At 54.7% G+C, this 20843-nt stretch carries 11 protein-coding genes; 3 read left to right on the forward strand and 8 right to left on the reverse strand.

Annotated elements, in window-relative coordinates; all coding sequences use genetic code 11:
• Positions 1-467: 467 nt before the first annotated feature.
• From helD to LPA02S_RS02505, 5 genes are all read right to left on the reverse strand, one after another.
• Positions 468-2768, reverse strand: a complete 2301-nt coding sequence (gene helD, locus LPA02S_RS02480) for an RNA polymerase recycling motor HelD (protein ID WP_056956724.1) — start codon at positions 2766-2768, stop codon at positions 468-470.
• A 566-nt stretch (positions 2769-3334) separates the two neighbouring features.
• The gene (locus LPA02S_RS02485) at positions 3335-3610 is read right to left on the reverse strand and encodes an AbrB/MazE/SpoVT family DNA-binding domain-containing protein (protein WP_054649031.1); all 276 of its coding nucleotides are present in this window, start codon (positions 3608-3610) and stop codon (positions 3335-3337) included.
• A gap of 436 nt (positions 3611-4046) precedes the next feature.
• Entirely contained in the window at positions 4047-5381 is a 1335-nt protein-coding gene (gene ulaA, locus LPA02S_RS02495; protein WP_056956725.1) for a PTS ascorbate transporter subunit IIC, read from the reverse strand.
• An 11-nt stretch (positions 5382-5392) separates the two neighbouring features.
• Positions 5393-6259 carry a class II fructose-bisphosphate aldolase gene (locus tag LPA02S_RS02500; RefSeq protein ID WP_054649027.1) on the reverse strand — a complete coding sequence of 289 codons (867 nt, stop codon included), beginning with the start codon at positions 6257-6259 and terminating at the stop codon, positions 5393-5395.
• A gap of 14 nt (positions 6260-6273) precedes the next feature.
• Positions 6274-7770, reverse strand: a complete 1497-nt coding sequence (locus LPA02S_RS02505; RefSeq protein WP_056956726.1) for an FGGY-family carbohydrate kinase — start codon at positions 7768-7770, stop codon at positions 6274-6276.
• A 148-nt stretch (positions 7771-7918) separates the two neighbouring features.
• On the opposite strand from LPA02S_RS02505, the gene LPA02S_RS02510 reads away from it, so the two are divergent.
• The 3 genes from LPA02S_RS02510 (at position 7919) to LPA02S_RS02520 (ending at position 11331) form a co-directional block, all read left to right on the forward strand.
• The gene (locus LPA02S_RS02510; protein WP_054649025.1) at positions 7919-8671 is read left to right on the forward strand and encodes a DeoR/GlpR family DNA-binding transcription regulator; all 753 of its coding nucleotides are present in this window, start codon (positions 7919-7921) and stop codon (positions 8669-8671) included.
• A gap of 121 nt (positions 8672-8792) precedes the next feature.
• A complete protein-coding gene (locus LPA02S_RS02515; protein ID WP_054649023.1) occupies positions 8793-9698 on the forward strand; it encodes a proline-specific peptidase family protein in 906 nt (301 codons plus the stop codon).
• 238 nt (positions 9699-9936) lie between these two features.
• The gene (locus LPA02S_RS02520; protein ID WP_056956727.1) at positions 9937-11331 is read left to right on the forward strand and encodes an MFS transporter; all 1395 of its coding nucleotides are present in this window, start codon (positions 9937-9939) and stop codon (positions 11329-11331) included.
• A gap of 347 nt (positions 11332-11678) precedes the next feature.
• On the opposite strand, the gene LPA02S_RS02525 is transcribed toward LPA02S_RS02520, so the two are convergent.
• From LPA02S_RS02525 to LPA02S_RS02535, 3 genes are all read right to left on the reverse strand, one after another.
• Positions 11679-18362: a mucin-binding protein gene (locus LPA02S_RS02525; protein WP_056956728.1), complete on the reverse strand. Its 6684-nt coding sequence runs from the start codon at positions 18360-18362 to the stop codon at positions 11679-11681.
• Between the two features lie 289 nt (positions 18363-18651).
• Positions 18652-19479 (reverse strand): Cof-type HAD-IIB family hydrolase, encoded by an 828-nt coding sequence (locus LPA02S_RS02530; RefSeq protein WP_338043275.1) that lies wholly within the window; start codon positions 19477-19479, stop codon positions 18652-18654.
• Between the two features lie 114 nt (positions 19480-19593).
• Positions 19594-20841 carry an MFS transporter gene (locus LPA02S_RS02535; RefSeq protein WP_420835965.1) on the reverse strand — a complete coding sequence of 416 codons (1248 nt, stop codon included), beginning with the start codon at positions 20839-20841 and terminating at the stop codon, positions 19594-19596.
• Positions 20842-20843 lie beyond the last annotated feature (2 nt).

Genomic DNA, 20843 nt, shown 5'->3' on the forward strand with positions numbered 1-20843 from the left:
GCAGGTACCAACCACTCAACCTCCACCACCACACCAGTACGACCAACGATAGATGTTCATCGTTACGAATACAGTCGTCTCCGCACCCGACCGAATCTCCACCGCCACGTTAGCGTGAACGACAAACATTATCCACGTAACCTCTAATGACTATTACAGCCGATTAGTGGCAACCTCCTGACTGTCGGGAACCCGCGGGTGGTGTTTGGGGCGGAGGCGTCGTGCCCGGAGACGTAGTTGCTGCGACCCCAGAGCGCCGTAGGAACGTAGTGACGTACGGCGGCAGGTTCTGTAGACAAAGGTGCATTTCCTTTGGCTACAGAATCCGCGGGAGGACGGCACGTCCGGAGCGTGCGGGTGTAGCAACCTACGGCGTAGGGCACGTAAGCCGCAGCCCCAAACGCCACCCGCGCGTTCGTACACAAAAGCGCAAAATGGCGACCACCCGGAGGTAGTCGCCATGGAGGTTACTGTTCAGTTGTGTAGAGGTCGGAGTCGATCGCTGCGATGAGCGGCGAAACCGTCCCCGCCGCAATCACCGTCAGTCGGTGCATCGCCCGCGAACAAATGGTGTACAGCAGCTCGCGGTCCGCATCCCCGCCAAAGTTGGCGGCCGTAACGTCCCACGCCACGACGGCGTCGAACTCCAGCCCCTTGGCCAGGAACGACGGCACAATCAGCACGCCCGGTACCAGCCGCTGGTTCTCCGACCGGATCAGCGTCGACTTCTGCCCCGCCGCGTGCAACCGCGCCTGTAGCGCCTCCGCGTCGCCCAACGACCGGGTAATGACCGCCGTCGCGTCGTGGTCGGCCGCGTTCGTTTGTAGTTGCGTGGTCAAAGCCGCGAAGGCCGCATCCACGTCTTTGCGGACCAATACCTGCGGCAAGTCGCCCTGCCGGTTGAACGCCACAATCTTCTGGCCGCTCTTCAGGATGGCCTTCGTGAACTCGGTGACCTGCGCCGTCGACCGGTACGACTGCGTCAACTGCACCACGCGCGTCTTGTCTGGATCGAACATCTTCGTGACCGACCCCATCAGGTTACGGGCGCTACTACCAGTAAAGATGGCCTGGTTTAAGTCACCCAGCAGCGTGAACTTCGCGCGGGGGAAACTCTTCTGCAGATACGCCAGCTGGTACGGCGTGTAATCCTGAATTTCGTCGATGAAGACGAAACGCATCTTCCGGTCACCGTGACGCCCAATCATCAGGTCGTACAGGTGCAGGTACGGCGTCGCGTCCGCCATCGTCAGCTGCCGCTCGCGGAACTGGTCGACAAACTCCTCGACACTTTGCGCCCATTCATCCACCGTGATGCCAAACTTCGTCACGTCCAGGAACTCCGGTACCGCGCGCAGGAACGCCACGTACTGCGCCCGCACGTTCAAGAAGCGGTTGCGGATGATGGCCGCATCGATGTCCTCAAACGCGTTGGTCACGATGTGGCGCGCGTAAAACTGGAACTCGCTGTCGCTATCCTTGAACTCGCCCGGCTGGCCTTGCGACTGGAGGTCGCGGATCTCCTCTTCGGACAGGTTCTCGACCGCCTCACGCACCCACTTTGCACGCGTCTCAGAACCCACCCGCCGGTTCAGCATCGACGTCAGCCGCTCCTTAGTCGCCTGGAGCCGGTTGTTCATGTTATAGTTCTGGTTATAACTATAGAAGATTTCCGCAATCTTCTTGCGGCTGAAGAACACGCCGTCACGGAACCGGATGTCCTTGAACCGGACGCCCGCGCTGCGGAGGTGTTCGGCGTACGCCTCGGTCGCGTGGAAGAACGCATCGCTCTCTTTGAGCGCCGCCACTTTGGCCTGCAAAGGTGTTTGGTTAGCCTCGAACTGCTGGAACAGATTCTGCACCTTGAGCCCCGGCGTCCGCCGCGTCACGTACTGGTAGTACGTGAACTGCACCATGTTCTGCTCGCCCATCTCCGGCAACACATTGCCAATGTAATCGGAAAACAGTTGGTTCGGCGAAAACATGATCACCTGGCTGGACGTCAGGTTCCCCCGGTAGCGATACAGCAGGTACGCCACCCGCTGTAGCACCGCGCTGGTCTTCCCGGAGCCGGCCGCGCCCTGCACGAACAGCAGGTCGGCCGTGGTGTCCCGGATGATCTGGTTCTGTTCGCGCTGAATGGTGGTCACGATGCTCTTCATCTGGGTGTCGGACTTTTCGCCCAGCACTTCCAGCAACATCTGGTCGCCAATCGTCTCGGCGGTGTCGAACATGGTCTCGATCTGCACACCGTCTTTGATTACGAACTGACGCTTCAGGCTCAACTCCACGCTTTGCGGGCCATCCGGCGTCTGGTAGGTCACCTGGCCCAGCTTGCCATCGTAATAGATGGAGCTGATGGGCGCCCGCCAGTCGTAGATGAGGAAGTGCCCGTTGGCGTCGGTGAAGCTGCCCAGGCCGATGTAGATGGTCTCAGGCTTCTCGCCGGCCTCCTGAAAGTCAATGCGTGCAAAGTACGGATTCTTGAGCAACCGCTTGACGGTGCCCAACTGCACGGTCGACTGTCGGTGGGCGTTGGCCCGCTCATCGAGAAGCTGTTGCTGCTGCTGCACGGAGGCGGCGGTCTCGATGATTTCATCGTCGTTGGTCAGGTTAATGGAAAAGTCGCTGAAGAAGTTGTCACTGATGCTGCGTTCTTCGGATTGCGTCTTGGCAATTTCCTGCGTTAACCGTTTGTCAGCGGCGTGGAGTTCGTGGACCGTATCGTCCAGGTGTTGCTGTTCGTATTGCTGATTTGAGTCCTCCAAGGCCCAACCCCCTTTTTGTACCGAAATTAAAAAAATATCGTTGTAATATGGTACCACTATTAGAAATCTTCTTCAAGCGTCGGCGCGGCAATTCCGGCGATTTTGGACACTTTGGTGGTGTCTGCCTATCGTTATATTGTAATGTGGTAGTCGTGCAGGCAAAGTGGCGGTGGGGTTGCAGCAGTAGTGGTCACCGGCAGCGTTGGCCGGGCTCACACTACCAATGTTGCAACCACGTCTCCGGACACGATGTATCCACCCCACCACCACTTTGCCGGCACCCGTTAGTTCGTGATTAACCAGTCACGCCCCGTCGGCCAGATACGCAGTCATCCTCTTCTTGAGGACTATATTTAGACCTGTAGTCACTCAAAATTAGTTGAAACAGCAAAACAAAGGAGCTACAGCGAAAGTTAGCTCCCTTTAAAACATATAATCTATATCCATAACAGTAGAAATCACAATCATCAGGTGGCAAACTTCTTGCGCGTTCAAGCTGATGTTCTCGTTACCATGAACAATGTAGAGTTCAGCATCAATCTACACCAGGTTGCCCTGTTGCACTACTACCATTTCTCATTTTCACGGCCAACATCTTTGCCCACGCCAAAATTACCAACAATTTTCATATCTGCCCGAAAATCAAAATTATCGAACTGGCCGTTTTCCCACGGGTTCCCAGAAATCTTCTTCTCAAAACTCCCCTTTGTTCCAGCCTCGTTCGACCTCAAAATCACTCTGTCTCCTGGTCGAAAATTCATTGTTTTGGGAATTGTAATGACGTTTGAATTGCCAATACGACGAACTTTGTATTCACCTATAATTCGATCCAGCCTATCCATTTTGGTCACCCCCCGTCTCTATAGCCAAGGTATATCATCGAAGTCCGTGATGTACAAGTACATCATCATTTATATTGATGTATCAAACCATTCACCAACCAGGACATCAGAAAATAAACTACCCGTACTTTAGATACCTCCTGTCGACACCCGTCAATTCGTGGTTCACCGGTAATATTCAACATACCACCAGGCCAATCGTCATTGCTACGTCGTACTTTGCTTATATTTTCAGGGATGCCAACAAGGCCCAAGAAGTTCGCCCCCATGCAGGCCTCCATCTCCCCCCATTGCAGAACAATTCAATTGCTTCGTAGTCATAGAAACCAACAAAAATACAACGCTCAACGACCCTTAGACCACCTGTCCAACAATCGCAAAACGTTGCATTTTCTCTAATCAGTACTCACCATTTATTTTAGATCAAATAATATCCTTACTTGACTGCCTTCTTGCCAAACAACGTGGCCACAAACGGAAAGGCGAAAATAATAATTGAAGCAATGATAATTGGCAACTGACCCATCTTAGCCACCGTCCCCAGCAGGACCCCAATTGTGTTGAAGTCACTATCAGACCAGTAAGTCGTCGTGAACCCTAATGAACCAAAGAGCCCCGTCGCCAGTAATGGGGTAAAGCTCAGAATAATCCCGAACAGAAATGGCCCAATCAAGGCACCGCGGCGACCACCCGTCGCATTACCGAAGATTGCCGCAATCCCACCACAAAAGAAGTGCATCACGATACCGGGAATTACCACTACGGTGCCCAACAGTATTTGTACACCCATGGACAGCAGACCGCCCAGGAGACTCATGAGGAACCCAGCCAACAGCGCGTTAGAGGTGCCTTTAAAGAGAATGGCGAATGGATAACCAGGAACGGCGTTGGGCACAATCTTGTCACTGAAGCCCTTAAACGCCGGCGTGATTTCATCTAGCAACATGTTCACCCCAGTTACCAGGACAATAATGCCACCAGCAAATTGTGCCGCCTGGGTTAACGCCCACACGTATGGATTCAACGTGGTTAACTTGCCGACGTACTCGGGACCGGCCACAGCCGTCACGATGAAGAACAAAATGGTCATCACAATCATCACGGAAACATTACTATCTTGCAGAAAGGCTAGGCCCTGAGGAAATTTGATCTCCTCAATCGATTTCGACTTCTTTTTCTTGTTAACCAAGGAACCAATCTTGGCGGAAAACCAATACTCGATGGTCCCAAAGTGTGCAAAGCTCATGTCATCGCGCCCAGTAATGATTTTCATGGTTGGGTGCGCAATGGCAGGAAATACGCAGAGAATAACGCCCAGCACCATCGAACCAAAGATAATTGATTCGAGTGTATTCATGCCACTAAGAACCATGATTGGTGTTAGGCAGCACGCCATGTAAAAAGCGTGATCACTGGAAAGAAAGATATACTTAAACTTAGTAAACCGCGCTAGCAGGATGTTGAGTATCAAACCAAAAACAAAGATAAAAGTAGCAATAGTCCCGTATTTGGCGACGGTAATCCCAATAGCAGCCTCGTTACTAGGAATCATACCGTGCATGTTGAATGCCTTGGTAAACAGCTTCCCGAAATTATTCAGCACGCCGACAATAATGTTGGTGCCAGCCAGCAGAACAATGAAGCCAATAAAGGCACGGATCGTACCACCAATCACTTCGGTGAATGGCTTCCGCAACGCAATCAAACCAGCCATCACGACGATACCGGCAATGATTGACGGCTGACTCAGTAAATCTACAAAGAATTGCATCGGCTCACCCCCTATGCCTTGCCGGTCGAACCAAATACACGCAGGCGCTCACGAATTTCCTTTTCCACAATTTCAATTTCCCACGGGCTTACATCCGAGATGAATAACTGCTTGTTTTGGAGTCCTTCCGTGAGGCGCTTTTGCACCTCAATCGCGACCCGGTGCACCATTTCAGAATAGTAATTGATCTTGCAAATCCCGTTGTCGATGGACTGACGATACTCATCATCCGATAACCCGGAGGCCCCATGCACGACCAGTGGGAAATCCACGAGGTCAGCAATTTCCTTCAGCCGGCCAAAGTTTAAGTGGGGTGCCTGCGTGTAAACCCCGTGCACGGTCCCATACGCAACCGCCAACATATCAATGCCGGTTTGTTCGATGAATTGCTGTGCCTCTTCCGGATTGGTGTACGTTTTGTCCAGGTCAGCGTAGTCAACGTCATCACCGCCACCTTCACGGTTCATCGGTCCCAGTTCGGCTTCAACCGAAACGTTCAGTGGCGCCGCGATTTTAGCAATCTCCTTGGTGCGGGCAATATTAGTTTCGAAGTCATCCTGGGAGGCGTCCATCATCACGGAAGTAAAGCCCAACCGCATGGCACGCACGATGTTGTCAAACGTCACCCCGTGGTCAAAGTGCACAACCACCGGCACCGACGCGTGTTTTGCCGCGTTAATCATGACCGGACCAATCACATCGAGTGGTACGTAGTTGTCGTGCAGTTCCGCGAACTGGATAATCACCGGTGAGTTTTCTTTTTCTGCCGCACCCACGATGCCGCGAACCATCTCGATGTCGGTCACGTTAAACGAACCGATGGCGTAATGCCGCTGCTTTGCGTCCTTAATTAATTCCTTTGCGTTAACTAAAACCATAATTATTTTTCCTCCTAAAGTAACCGTAACTGCTGACTAAATGGGTATAGTGCCAAATACTTTTTGTACTGCTGGTTGTAAAACGCAACCCTGGCTGGATCTGGGTGGAACACCTTGTCGATGGTGACCAGCTTCTTCATGGCCGAAGCAAATGAATCGAACAAGCCAACGGCCACACCGGCCATGATGATAACACCCATCGTGCCCGATTCCTTCATGTGGACCCGTTCGACGTCGCGATTAAATATGTCAGCTTTGATTTGCAGCCACATATCCGAACGGGAGCCACCACCCGTCGCGCGCACCTTGTTAATGTGAATGCCACCGCGATCCATATTTTCAATGTTCATCCGCTGTTCAAAGGCCACGCCTTCCATTAAAGCCCGGTAGATATCAGTTTTTCGAGTCGCGCTGGAAATACCCACTATCATGCCGCGTGCATCCTCATCGAAATAGGGTACGGCAGCCCCGCTAAAATGTGGTAACACCAACAAGTTCGTGGGTTCCTGAGGGATATACTTATTAAAGATGTCGTACACACTCACCCCCGCAAGATGGGCCGCGGCTACCTCCTGATAACCAAAGGCATCACGGAACCACTTCAGTGAGGTGCCACCATCATAGATATACGAAATGGTAGTGTATTTTCCGTCCATGTACGGCACGGACGGGTAGTTATGTTTAGCGTTGTCCTCGAGGTGCGACAAATCCGTAAAAACCGGCGAGATATTATCGACCGAGCCCATCCCGTTTGTTGCAATACCCTCTTCAATTGTCCCCGCACCGATTGAGACACAAATCTGGTCGTGGGCACCGGTGACTAATTTCATGTCCCGATTGACCCCTAAAACATCCGCTAATTCGGGTTTAATGGTGCCGACGACGGTGCCTAACGGATAAACATCAGGCATTAATTCACGTTGGATCCCCGCGGCAGACAGGATATCATCGTCCCAGTCCTTGGCCGTCACGTTAAAGGCCAGCGAGCGGTCAGCCAGCGTATAATCAATGGCGCTCACGCCACCCAACTTGTATAGAATGTAGGCCCCGTACAGTAGAATTTTGTGAATGTGACTGTATAAATCGGGATGATTGGCCTTAATCCACATAATCTTAGGGACGGAAAAGGTCACCGCCGGGTTAAGTCCCGTCTTGGCACGAATTTCGTCCGTCGAGATCCGCGTCAACAAGTCCGCCAATTCCTCTTTGCCACGAATATCCGTCTGCAGCATCGTGTTGAGGAGCGGCTCACCGTTTTCGTCCACCGCGACAAACGCTTCACCGAACGAAGAAACGCTGACCGCCAGAATTTCCTCGTCGACAAACTTGCTGGACTCCTTAATCACGTACTTGGTACTAGCCCAAACGGTGCTCGGATCGAGTTCGTATTCCCACTCACCCTGAATCGTGGTTTGATACTCTTGATATGCGGCCGAAAGAATGTTGCCCGCATTGTCAGTGATGGTGCTCTTAACCCCGGTAGTACCGAGGTCTAATCCCATTAATGCCATAATGTTTGCCCCTTTCGTTAGCGCTTACATTGGAGAGTATATCGAGCTTGCAATAATTTGACAACGAGTGGTGAAAAGGTTGAAATATTTTCAAATTTTGTCATAATTAAGTTGTATTTTCGCAAAGGCATTGTCATGAGGTGACATTATGATTCCCTACCAACGCCAAGAACAGATTCTCAAACTAGTCAATAATCAAAAATTCTGTCGCTACTCCGACATCGCTAGCCAACTATTCGTTAGCCAAGCAACTATCCGTCGTGATACGCGCGATATGGAACGGATGGGGCTCGTTCGCCGGGTTACTGGTGGTATCACGCTTATTCGTGATCCTGAGGACGTGCCGTACGATTATTCCGCCACCCTTAACCTCAAGGAGAAACGCCAACTGGCCCAAAAGGCCGCGACTGTTGTCTCCCCCGGTATGTGTTTGTTCGTCGATTCCAGTACCACCACACTGGTTTTCATCCGTGAACTGATGAGCATCGATAATCTCTACATCGTCACAAACGGCTTTGTGCCCGCGATTGAGTGTTCCAAAAACAGTTCTTGGCACGTTAGCCTGCTAGGCGGACGCGTTAATTCCGTTTTGCAAAATGTCGGCGGTAACAAGGCCATTACAGATATTGCCAACTACCAGGCAGATTTGGCCGTATTCTCATGCCGTGGCCTAACTGACAAGGGAGCCACGGACGCCAACGACTTGGAGTCTGGAATTAAGCATGCTTTTTCAGCCAATGCTGACCAGAGTATGCTGTTAGTTGATAGTACCAAAGTCGGCAAACACCAGTTATACATCAGCGCCCAAATGCACGACCTCGACTACATTGCGTGCGATGTAACTTTGCCCACACCAATTCAAAGTGCAGCCGACCAACATTCAGTCCAAATTCTGGACTAACGAAAGTCTCAGGAATCGGTGCTACTCAACGTGCAATTGCATTAACTAGACGGCCGTCGAACATCCCCCTAATTGTGCTAAAATGAAGCTATATTAATTAAGAAACTAGGTGACCCACACAATGAAGCAAGGCACAACTATCATCACGCTTGATAACGGGTACCACCTGTGGACCAACACACAAGGCGAAGGCGACATTCACCTCCTTTGCCTGCACGGTGGCCCTGGTGGCACGCATGAGTACTGGGAAAACTTTGGTGAAGAACTGGCTGACCTCGGCGTTCAGGTACATATGTACGACCAGTTGGGCTCGTTCTACTCTGACCAGCCGGACTACTCTGACCCGGAAATTGCCGCCAAGTATCTCACTTACGACTACTACCTGGATGAAGTCGAAGAAGTTCGCCAGAAGCTCGGCCTGGACAACTTTTACCTGATCGGTCAGTCGTGGGGTGGCGCACTGACGCAGCTGTACGCGCTCAAGTACGGCGAGCACCTCAAAGGGGCCATCGTTAGTTCGATGACCGACAATATTGACGAGTACGTTGAACACATCAACCTCGTCCGCGAAGAGGCTTTGCCACCTTCAGCCGTGAAGTACATGAAGGAACAGGAAGCAGCGGGCAACTGGGACGACCCGAAGTACCAGTCTTACGTCGATATCCTCAACGCCGGCTACGTTGACCGTAAGCAGCCACCGGCAATCAGTCACCTGATTAGCACGATGGCAACTGACGTTTACAACGTCTTCCAGGGCGACAACGAATTCGTTGTCACTGGTAAGCTCAAGGACTTTGACCTGCGCGACCAGATTCACAACATCACGGTGCCAACTCTCCTGACGTTCGGCGAGCACGAAACGATGCCGATGAAGTCCGCCCAGCGGATGGCAGAGGTAATTCCACACGCTCGTCTAGTAACGACGCCAGATGGTGGACACCACCACATGATTGACAACGCTCCAGTGTACTTCAAGCACCTGAAGCAGTTCATTAGCGACGTGGAAACAGGGAACTTTAACGATTAACAATAGTAACCGGCCTGGTGGGGCGTAAAGCCCCGGGGCCGGTTTTTTGTTGCCATAAAACGATAATTTGCTCAACCAACTCCCGCAAGTTAGCCACCGACAGTTTTAATTGCCAAGCCCAGGTTGCGAGAACCTGCGGGTATATTTTAGTACGGAGTTACCATTCAAAGAGACGGGACTGCTGCCGCCCACCCGCCAGTTCTCCACAAACAACATACATGTAAAGGAGTACCGCATAATGCACCCAGAAACAAAATCAGTCCCCACCAAGACCAAACTATCAATCCTAGCAGTCGGCTTGCTGTCATTCGTCGGTATCCTCGTCGAAACGTCGATGAACGTCACCTTTCCCACGCTCATCAAAACGATGGGCGTCACCCTCGATACCGTGCAGTGGCTCACCACGGCGTACCTGCTCGTGGTCACCATCGTCATGAGCACCACCGCCTACATGCTCAAACGCTTCAATCCCCGGCCACTCTTTCTCTATGCGGTCGCCATTTGCCTGATCGGCGGCTTGCTGTGCCTCTTTGCACCCAGTTTCCCCATTCTCCTCGCTGGGCGCCTCCTGCAGGCCGTCGCCACCGGGATTTCGACGCCGCTGATGTTCCAAATTATCTTTGCTCGCGTCCCCCATACCCAGCTGGGCGTTTACACCGGGTTTGCCAGCGTCATCGTATCGCTCGCACCCGCGCTGGGCCCGACGTACGGCGGCGTCCTCACCAGCATCTGGTCGTGGCGGGCCGTCTTCATCGGTATCCTACCGCTACTTGTAATCATTGCAGCTCTGGGTGCCACTACCATCACGGGTAAAGCCGCGGGTGTCGGGCAGCAGCGCTTCGACTACCTCGGCATGGTGATTCTGGCGGCTCTGTTCGCCGGCATCGTCCTTGCCTTCAACGGTGCGGGAACCTATGGCTGGACTGGTAGCTCATTCTGGCTCTGGCTGGCCGGTAGTATCGTCATCGCGCTTGTATTTGCCATCTACGCCCGGAAGGGAACCCGTAAGTTGCTTAACTACCGCATCCTTAAACTACCCGTGCTCCGGTTACGGCTGCTAGCCTACTTTGGACTCCAGTTCATCAACATCGGTCTCTCCCTCGTGCTGCCGCTGCTCGCGCAAACCGTACTGGGGGCGTCAGCCATGACGGCGGGACTGATGTTGCTGCCCGGCGCCCTTGTCGGTGCCGTGACCGCCCCGCTCGCCGGGCGCGTGTATGACCGCGTCGGTGCAACCATCCCCTTGCTGTTCAGCAGCATCATGGTCTGCGTTGCGCTGACCCTCCTCTGGGTATTCACGGACAGCCTCACCGTGGTTGGTATTGCTGGCCTGTACGTGGTGCTGCGGCTGGGCTTTAACTCCGGGTTCGGGGTCGCCATTTCCGACGGCAGCATGCAGGTTAGCGGGACGCAGAAATCCGACCAGAACTCGTTGTTCAGTATGATGCAGCAATACGCCGGCTCGCTGGGCACCAGTGTGATGTCGGCAGTCATCGCGGCGTTTACGTTGAGTATGACCACGACGAGCGCCACGGTATTGGGAGCCGAAGTCGACTTTGCCCTGCTGCTGGTGCTAGGGTTCGGCATCCTGCTGGCGACGGTGTACACGCGGATGGGATATACGGACAACTGATTAAACCGGCCAGTTATACAATCATGATGGGGACGGAACTATTACAGTAGCGGGAACCCGCGGGTGGGCTTGGGGACGGAGGCGTCGTGCCCGGAGACGTAGTTGTTGCGACCCCAAAGCGCCGTTCGAGCAACGCGAGTTACAACGGCAGATTCTGGAGACAAAGTGATTTTCTTTGACTCCAGAATCCGCGGGAGGACGGAACGTCCGGAGCGTGCGGGTGCAGCAATTACGGCGTAGGGCACGTAAGCCGCAGTCCCCAAGGCCACCCGCGGGTTCACTCCACGCAAAAATGGCTTCAGGTCAGACCGTAGCGGTCAAACCTGAAGCCATTTGTTTACCCTAAATTACCGTTCCGTGTCGCGCCGACGCTTGATGCCGAAGAGCCCCAGCGTGGCAGTCAGCAGGCCCACCCCGAGGATGGCCCAGGCGTTCTGCTGGTCACCAGTCTGTGGTAACGACCGGCCACCGGTTGCTGGCAGGCTATGGTTCGTGCTCCCAGTTGTTGGTAACGTCCACGCTGCAGTCGGTACCGTCCGGGTTGCGTCCGTCGCGGTACCTTTGCCCTGCGTGCCAGCGCCCGTGGTGGTCGTATTGTCACCGGTTGACGGTAGGTGGTGGGTGGTGTTGTCGTCATCCCCACCTGGCGTCTTGGTGCCGTCGTTATCCACGCTGTCGGCCGCCACCAGGATGTTGATGGCCGCCGTATTGCTTGCTGGCAACGTCACCGTCCCGGCCGCCTTGTCGACGAAGTGGTAGCCGGTCGGTGCGGTCACACCGAACTGGTTGCCGGCATTACCGACGAGTTGCGTGGTACCCACGACTTTGCCCGTAGTGGTGACAAAGTTGACCACGTACTGCTCGGCGTAAACGGCCGGGCCGACCTGGTGCTTCGTCCACACGTGCGGGTCGTTGGTGTCAACCTGCGCGTACGGCCGGTACGTTACGGTGACATCGGCCGGATTGGTCGGCATCCCCGTCTGCGCCGTCAGCTGCATGCCCGCGACGTTCGCCACGTCCGGCTGCCAGCTGGTTTGCGCACCGTCGCGGGTCGTCGCCGGCAGGTACGGCGTAGTGACGCCCGCAAAGTTGCCCTGCGGCGTCGCCACCGTGGCGCCAGTGACCAGGTCCGTGGTCGTGCGCCACTGCACGGTCTGCGTGACCGCGGCCGGGGCCTGCGTCGCGTTACCCGCCACCACGTACGTGATGGTGCGGCTCGTCGTCGCAGTACCGTGGCTCTCTCCATGCGTCAGGTGCACCACAATCGGCGTATTCCCCGTCGCGGCAAAGGTGTAGCTGCCAACTGCAGCCTGACCGTCTGCCAGCACGTAGCCCGTTGGTACGACGGCCGTCCAGCCGGTAGTGCTGTTCGTCGCCCCCGTCAGCGTGGTTGGCATACCGACCGTGGCGCCGGTTATATCATCCACGTAACTCAGCGTTGTGCTCTGCCCGTTTGCCGTGTAGGTGACCGTCGCCGTCTTTGCGGTTGGTGCCGTTACGCTGGTTGCAGGCACCGTAAACGTGACACTGGCCTGGTCCGGCGTGTAGCCCGCCACTGTCGGCGAAGCCACCGCGACGCTTTGCTGGCCGCTCGTCCACGTGGTCTTGCCGGTCACGTCATCGGTATCGCCCGTCCAGGTAATCTGTTGCTGGCCGTCGGTTGGGTTGGCACCGTCCGTTACGCCCTGGTAGTGCACGGTGTAATCCACGTCTTTGGTTGTCACCATGTGTGTGTGCGTCAGGTGCACCACGATTGGCGCATTCTCCGTCGCGGCAAAGGTGTACGTGCCGCTGTCAGCCTGACCGGTTGCCAGCTGGTAATGCTGCGGCAGGTCCGTGGACCAGCGGAAGCTCGAGCCCGTGGTCCCCGTAAATGGTACCGACGCATCAACCTGCGCGCCACCGTTATCGTCATCCACGTACTTGAGAATCGTGGTCTGCTTGTCCGCCGTGTAGGTCACCGTCTGCGTTTGGGCAGTTGGCGCCGTCGTAGTGGTCGCCGGTACCGTGAACGTGACGGCAGTGCGGTCAGCCGTGTAGCCGGCCACTGCGGGTGAGTCGACCGTGATGCTTTGTTGGCCACTCGTCCAGGTCGTCACGTGGGTCACGTTATCGGTGTCCGCGGTCCACGTAATCTGCTTTGCCTTGTCCGCCGGTGTACCGCCATTCGCCACCCCTTGGTAGTGGGCGGTGTAGTCCACGGCGCTAGTCGCCGTGGTGTGTGCATGCGTCAGGTGGACCACGATTGGGGCGTTATCCGCGGCGGCAAAGGTGTAGCGGCCACCGTCGACCTGACCGGTTGCCAGCTGGTAACCTGCAGGCACGTCCGTGGTCCAGGTGAAGCTCGAATCCGTCGTCCCGTTAATTGGAAGTAGAGCACCAACCTGCGCACCGTTATTATCGTCGTCCACGTACTGAATATTCGTGGTCTGCGCGTTTGGTGTGTAGGTAACCACTTTGCTTTCATCCACTGGGTCCTCGTTGTTGAGGGCGGTGACCACAAAGGCCACGGCGGTATCACTGGCCGTGTAGCCCGCGATTGGGGTCACTGCGACGACTGCTGGCGTGGACTGCGGCGTCCAGTTTTTGGCCCCGGTAACCGCGTCGATATCCTCATTCCAGGTCACCAACTGGGTGCTGGTAGCCGGTAGTTTGTCTTTGGGTGCGCCGGTGTAAGTCACTGTGTACGCGCGCGTTTCCGTAGTCTGCGCGTGCTCGTGCGCCAGGTAGATGACAATCTGTTGGTCGGCCGCCGTGGTGTACGCGTAACTGCCAGTGGCAGCCTGGCCGGTTGCGAGTTTGTAGCCAGTTGGTACGGAGGCGGTCCAGTTATAGGTTGCACCCGTGGTCCCGGTGACTGGTACGGTGGCACCCACTTGCTGATTGTTGTTGTCTGCGTCCTTGTAGATAACGTTCACAGTCTGCGGATCCGCACTGACAACCAGCTGAATTTGAACGTTTGGGTCTGCGGACAAACTGAACGTGGTGTCAAAGTACCGGTTGTAATACGTCGGAGCGTCAAAGAAGGCCCCGGCCGCCATGGCGTTCAGGTTGAGCCGCTGAACGAGGGTATTATACGTGTCCGTGCCGATGTCCGCTGTCACTGTTTGACCGTTGATTGTGGCCTTGATTCCAACGAGGGTATACCCATCAGTAACCAACTGCGCCAGAGCCCCCATTGCGCCAATATTTGCAGCAATCGTGGTGGCTGTGTCGTTGTCATCTTTGCCAAGTAATACGTAGGTCACCCGCGCGGTGGCAGTACCCGTACTACTGTTGAGCACCGTGCCGGTATCCGTTACTTCTGACAAACCGTACTGTAAATCGTCAGTCAGATTATTGACCTTAACGATGTGCACATTGACTACTTGCTGGTCCACCGCGGTCAGCGTGTAGTTCACGGCGCCCTTGGTTACGGTGACACCCGCTTCCTGGTTAGGAGACAGCATATAGCCGTTAGGCACATCAACATTGAAAGTCGCTTGCTGACCCGATGCACCGCGGACGGTCTTCGCCACCGTAGTTTCACCGGTCGTGTCGTTAACGACATTAAAGGTCACGACGTACTTGCCCTGCAGCTCGTACTGAATAATGTCGCCGTCAAAGTCACGGCTGGCCACCACCCCCGACGCTGCTTTGCCCGCGGTCTTGCCGTCCGCCGCGAATACCTTGTACGTGCCACTTAGTTCGTAGCCCTCCGGAATCAGGTTCTGGTCCACCGTGGACAGTTCGTCGTAGCTCGTCGGCAACGTGGCCAACTGATCGACGCCATTTTCCAGCGTCTGCGTCAAGTCGGGAATATCAATGTACTGGTCGTTGCCGTTGACGTCAACGTAGTGGTACCGTGCGCTGACAGTTGAGTAACCACGCAAAGTCAGGTTGGAACTACCTTGAGCCTTACCGGTCACGGAGTACGCACCGCCATCAATGGATAGCGCCGTCTGGAGGTACCCCGTCGTATCCGTATGGTCGGCGCCATCAACGGGCATACCGGTCAGGTCAATTCGCCCGGTCGACGTGACGCTAGCAATGTTTGCAATACTAATCAGTACGGAGCGGACGTCGCTCCACGCAATGCCGGCGGTGGCTAGCTGGTCAGCAGTCATGTAGCTACTAGTATCAACTTTGGCCTGATTATTCACCACGTTAGCACGGCTGGTCGAGTAGAGTACGGTCGCGTTCAGTACCGCACCAGTACCGTCCGCAATCGTGTAATTGACCGGTACGGTGACGGGCCCGGAGAGGGCAAAGGTGAAGCCAGAGCCCTCACTGTCGCCCTCAGTGGGTAGGTTCACGATGACGGTACCGTCGTGATCCTGGCCGTCGTTAGCGGTGTTCACCAACGACACGTAGAAGTGCGAGTCCGTGGTAGCGTATGCGTTGCTGTTACCAGCAGTCACAGCGTCGGTATCCTGCGTTCCCTTCGCAAAGGTGAAGTCGGTAAAGATACCCGCCGTGTTGATGGTCCACGCACTAATACCTTGCCCGTGATAGAAACTAACGGCGTCGGCGTTACCCTCCGTGTAGCTCGTGTCCGTCACCTTGGTGGCATTATCCAGCGCGGTGGTCGGCGAGTAGATGTACATTGCGAACGAGTACGTACCGGGTAAGGCGTCGGCCTTGTTGGCGAGGTTCAGTTGCACTTGGCCGGTTGTCGTCTTAACCGACAGGCCGGTCCCGGTGTAATCAATCTTGACTACCGTGCGACCGTCATCAGCGGTGAATTCGGACACCGTGGCGCTTGGATCAACGTTCGTGGCACTCACAAAGGTGGTTGCGGTGGGAATGACGTAGTAGAAAATCGGTTCGTAAATGGAGTCGGTCGTGTGTGCAAAGTTACCAGTGGTCATGATGGCCATTGTGCCCGCATTCGTCGCGCCGGGAGCCTGATTGTTTTGGAGTACGTAGCCATAAACAGCAGCGTAGGGTTCGGTAACCGTCTCGGTCATTTTGGCAGTGGCGGATGGTGCCGACTGGCCGTCAAAGGTCATGCTAATCCCAAATATCAGCACATCACCATTCTTGACGGCCGTCCCATCGTCCAGGGTCGCGTTGAGCGTCCCCAGCACGCTGAAAGTGTTGTTCGTAGTGATGACATTGCCGACCTTTGTCGTCAGGGCACCGGTTAAATTTAACGCGGCACCTGCGGCCAACTCGTTCACAACAAGTGCCGCATGGCGAATGGCGGCACCGTTAGTACTCGTGATGGTGTCACCACCAGCGGCCGTACCCGTTTCCGTAGTGCCATCGGCTAACGTCAGTGTGTAGGTGAACGTTAGGTCGCCAGGTAAATAATTTTTATCACTCACTTCACCTTTGGGCACCACGATTCCCGTTGCCACCACACCGTCAGGAATATCCAGATCAAACTGTACGTTCTTCTGGTCAGCAACCGTGTTGTTGGCAAAGGTGAACTGGGTTAGATAGCTGGGGTCATTGGTCGTGTCATTATCGAGGACCAGTTTATCCTGGGTAGTACTGCTGTTACCGGTGGCCGTTACGACCCCCGCAGTTTTCACGGCACTATCGCTGCCCGCAATCACCACGGACCACGGGGTGGGACTCGTTGCCGTGTACACGGTGCCCGCGTCGTCCACTTTTTGGCTCATTGCGCCCGCATTTGTGGCCGTGTACGTTGTGTCTTTGTCCGTGGCCGCCTGGGTAAAGGACCCGGCCAAACGGTAAGCAGCAGCGACTTCCCAGCCCTGACTACCGGAACCTTTGGGTACGGTAATTATGATATCTGTGCCGGCGCCACCGGGCTGCGTGATGGTGGTAGCATCGGTAAACGCATTCAATTTGGCGGTATCCCCTGCGTTGAGTGCAAAGCCAGCTGGTACAGCAATCGTCAGCGTCGTGCCATAATTGACGGCTGAATTCACCCGTGCCGACTGGTAGTCATTGTCCAGGATTCCATTGGCTTCACCCACATTGTAACTGAACACGTACTCCGTGCCACTTTGCAAGGCCGTCGTGGCGCTACCGGTCGGGTACGTCAGGCTCATCCCGGTCATCGATGCATACGGCTGAATGGTTTGGGTAAAGGTCACCGGTGTTTGAGCCACACCGTTCACCGTGTAAGTGACGGTCTTGGTCACCGAGCCAATCGTCGTCATTGGCTTGTCCTGAGCACTATAATTCGTTTTAAGTATATATTTAATAATCTGGGTAACCACACCAGACTGACTCGTGGTAAAGGTATCAGTAATAGTTTTGGTACCATCCGCGTTGTTACTCGTCGTGGTGGTGCCCTGGTCAGCTGTCAGGCCACCCACGCTATCAAATTGTAAAATGTAAGTATCGGCCGGGATGGTCACCGTGTAGACATCCCCCGCCTGTGGGTTGGTAATTACTAAGGTCAGTGATAGTTCCTTTTGATTACTACCGTAACCTACCGTCGCCGTGGATGTTTTAAGTACCGCGTTGCTAGTATCTGCCGGTGCCGCCGCCACGGCGTTCACCTGTTGCGGCTGGCCTGTGGTGGAGTATTGAGCTGCGGCGTGAGACTTAGCACCACTCAAAGCCGCGCTGGTGGGTTCCACCAACGTCTGGGTAGCGACACCACTGGTTGCAGCACTCGTGGTAGCACTACTAGCGACACTACTGGTCACGCTCGTGGGCGTGGCGCTGACGGCGTTACTGCTGGCCGCGCTACTAGTGGTGCTGGCCGCACTCACCGGCGTACTGCTGGTACTCGTCGCTGAACTGCTGGCGGCAGTGTTGCTACTTGTGCTGGTCGCGTCGCTGGACGCACTGCTAGGTGCAACGCTACTGGATTCGCTGGTCGCACTACTGGTGCTGGCAGCACTTAATTGGGCGGTGTTGCCACTCGTCGCGGTCCGTGCGTTGGTGGTGGCCGTCACCGGTGTGCTGCTGGTATCCGCACTAACGGTGTCGTGACCCAAAGCAAGGGTCCCCGCTCCAATAGCTAGAGTACTGATTAACGCAAACGCCCATATTTTGCCCTGTTTATACATCTTATAATGCTCAGTTTGTTCCGCCGTATATCGCGGTGCATTGTTCTTAGTCATGCAAAGTCCCCCTTTGATTGTTGCCGTACTCGCGACCAACCGTCTCCGTGAACCTTTGCTTACACGTCCTAACGTCACGCAGTCGCCCGTCTAGCCATTCCCCAATGAACACATGACTAGGTCAACATCGTGAACTAATTCGTCTCAATTTTAACACATCTCTAATAAGAAACTAACTATATTTCGTGCAATTTTGGATAGATTATTTTCTGCTTGTGCGTTATTGAATTAATCTAACCATAAAAAAGGGTCGCAATCCCGCTGGAATCACGACCACACATTAACCTGATTATGCCTGGAGAATTAAACGATTAATCATTTCCGCCACGCCTGATTCATAATCGGCATCAGTAACCAGCTTGGCCGCCGCCTTAATTTCGGGCCGACCATTCGCGACGGAGACTGGCATGCCCACCTTTTGTAACAGCGGGAGGTCATTCAGGTTATCGCCAATGCCGATAATTTCTTCCTGGCGGATGCCCAATGCCGCTCCCAGTTGCAGTGCCGCCACCCCTTTATCCACGCCGAGCGGGTTGAACTCCGTGTAGATGCCACTTGAGAACGTGAGGTTCAGCTGCTGGTCCATCACCGCCATCACCTGGTCGGCCACGGCCCGTTGCACGGCGGGGTCGGGATTCATCGTGATGACCTTCATAATCTGCAGGTCGCGGAACCGGCTGAAGTCGTCGTCCGGCATGACGGTAAAATCCGCACCTCGCGTGCGCAGGTACCCCACGTCGTCAGCCCGCGGGTTGTACATAAACATCTCGTTGAGCGTGTAGATGTGCGTGTCGGTGTCGGGAAACGTCTTGGTCACCTCAAAAATCCGCCGGGCAACGTCGTAATCCATGGGGTTCGCTGCCACCACGCGGTCGTTCAGGTTGCTGACGGTGGCCCCACCGTTGTACGCAATCACGTACTGATCGTCACGCCCGGCCAGGCCTAAAGTGTCAAGCAACGCGCGCACGGACGTGAAGCTACGCCCCGTGTTGGGCACAAACCTCACCCCCTGGTCCCGCGCCGCCTTAATCGCCGCCACGTTCGCATCCGAAATCGTTCCGTCATCGCGCAGCAAGGTTTCGTCCAGGTCGCTCACAATCAGTTTATACATATCCATTCTACCCACTTTCACAAATTCACTAATCCTACTCAGAATAGCATAGAAAGCGGTTGCGGTGAACCCGCGCCGTCACGCTTGATGGTTGCGTCCAACCAACACCAAGTTTACAAATCAGTTGGTCGTGGCGCCGTGCCACCACCGGGCGACCAGCTGCCTTTGACTCAACAGCACAGGAATCAGCAGTGCCAGTGCCAGCAACCCACAGGCAGGAAAGCCCCAGACACCACTGGCCAAATCCATCACCCCACCAGCAAAGAGGCTGCCGACCGGCGTCGTGCCCTGGTTTAACAGTACGTACACGCTCATCACACGGCCGCGTAGTTCGTTGGGAATCTTAAACTGAAAACCCGCGTTCGACTGGTTGAGGAAGAGCATGTTACAAAAGCCCACTGCCACCATCAGTATCATTGCGACACCGTACGAATGCACAACAATCATTGCCGCCTGCAACGCCGCGGTGCCGATGCCCACCATCAGGTAAATGTTGCGCTGCAACCCAAAGCGGGACAGGTAACTCATGAGGATGGCGGCAACTAACGAGCCCGCACCCGTTGCGGATAGGAGGCTAGCGTACGTCTGTGCACCCGAATGTAGCACCTCCTTGGCAAAGATGGGGATGATAACGTTGTTGTTGTAATTAAGCGTGCAGACAATCAACATCATTTCCGCGCTGAGGCGAATTTCCGCGTGACTCCACACGTAGCGCAAACCATCCTTAACGTCTGACCAAATGTGCTTCTTGGACGGCGTTGCCAGTGGATGGGTCTGCTTAATTAGAAACAGCCCCAACAGCACGGCTAGGTAGCTGGCCGCATCCACCAAGAAACAGAAGCCGAGGCTAAACTTGACCATCAAGAGCCCGGCTAGCGAGGGCCCGGCCACTTTGGCCAGGTTAAACACCGTCGAGTTAAGCGAAATCCCGTTCAGAAGGTCCTTATGGCCAACCAGCTCGACGACAAACGACTGGCGTGTCGTTGTGTCGAAGCTTTGGAGTACCCCGTAACCGAGTGCAATGGCTATGACTTCCCAATATTGGACGACGTTGGTGTACACCAACACTGTCATGACCACCCCCAGAGCAAGGAAACCACTTTGAGTAATAATCAAAATTTTGCGTTTGGAGTACCGGTCAATGAGCGTACCAGCCACCAGCGTTAATAGCAGAATCGGCAAAAATTGGGCGGCGGACAACAAACCAACCAGAAAGGCTGAATTGGTCATCTTGTACACCAACCACGTTTGTGCGGTCCGCTGTACCCAGGTGCCCATAACGGACACACACTGACCAATCCAGAAATAGCGAAAATTATTTGAGTGAATTAACGACGAAAACGTATTATCAAAAAAATGCATGGTTATCT

It is taken from the genome of Lacticaseibacillus pantheris DSM 15945 = JCM 12539 = NBRC 106106 (genome assembly GCF_001591865.1).
GTDB lineage: Bacteria > Bacillota > Bacilli > Lactobacillales > Lactobacillaceae > Lacticaseibacillus > Lacticaseibacillus pantheris.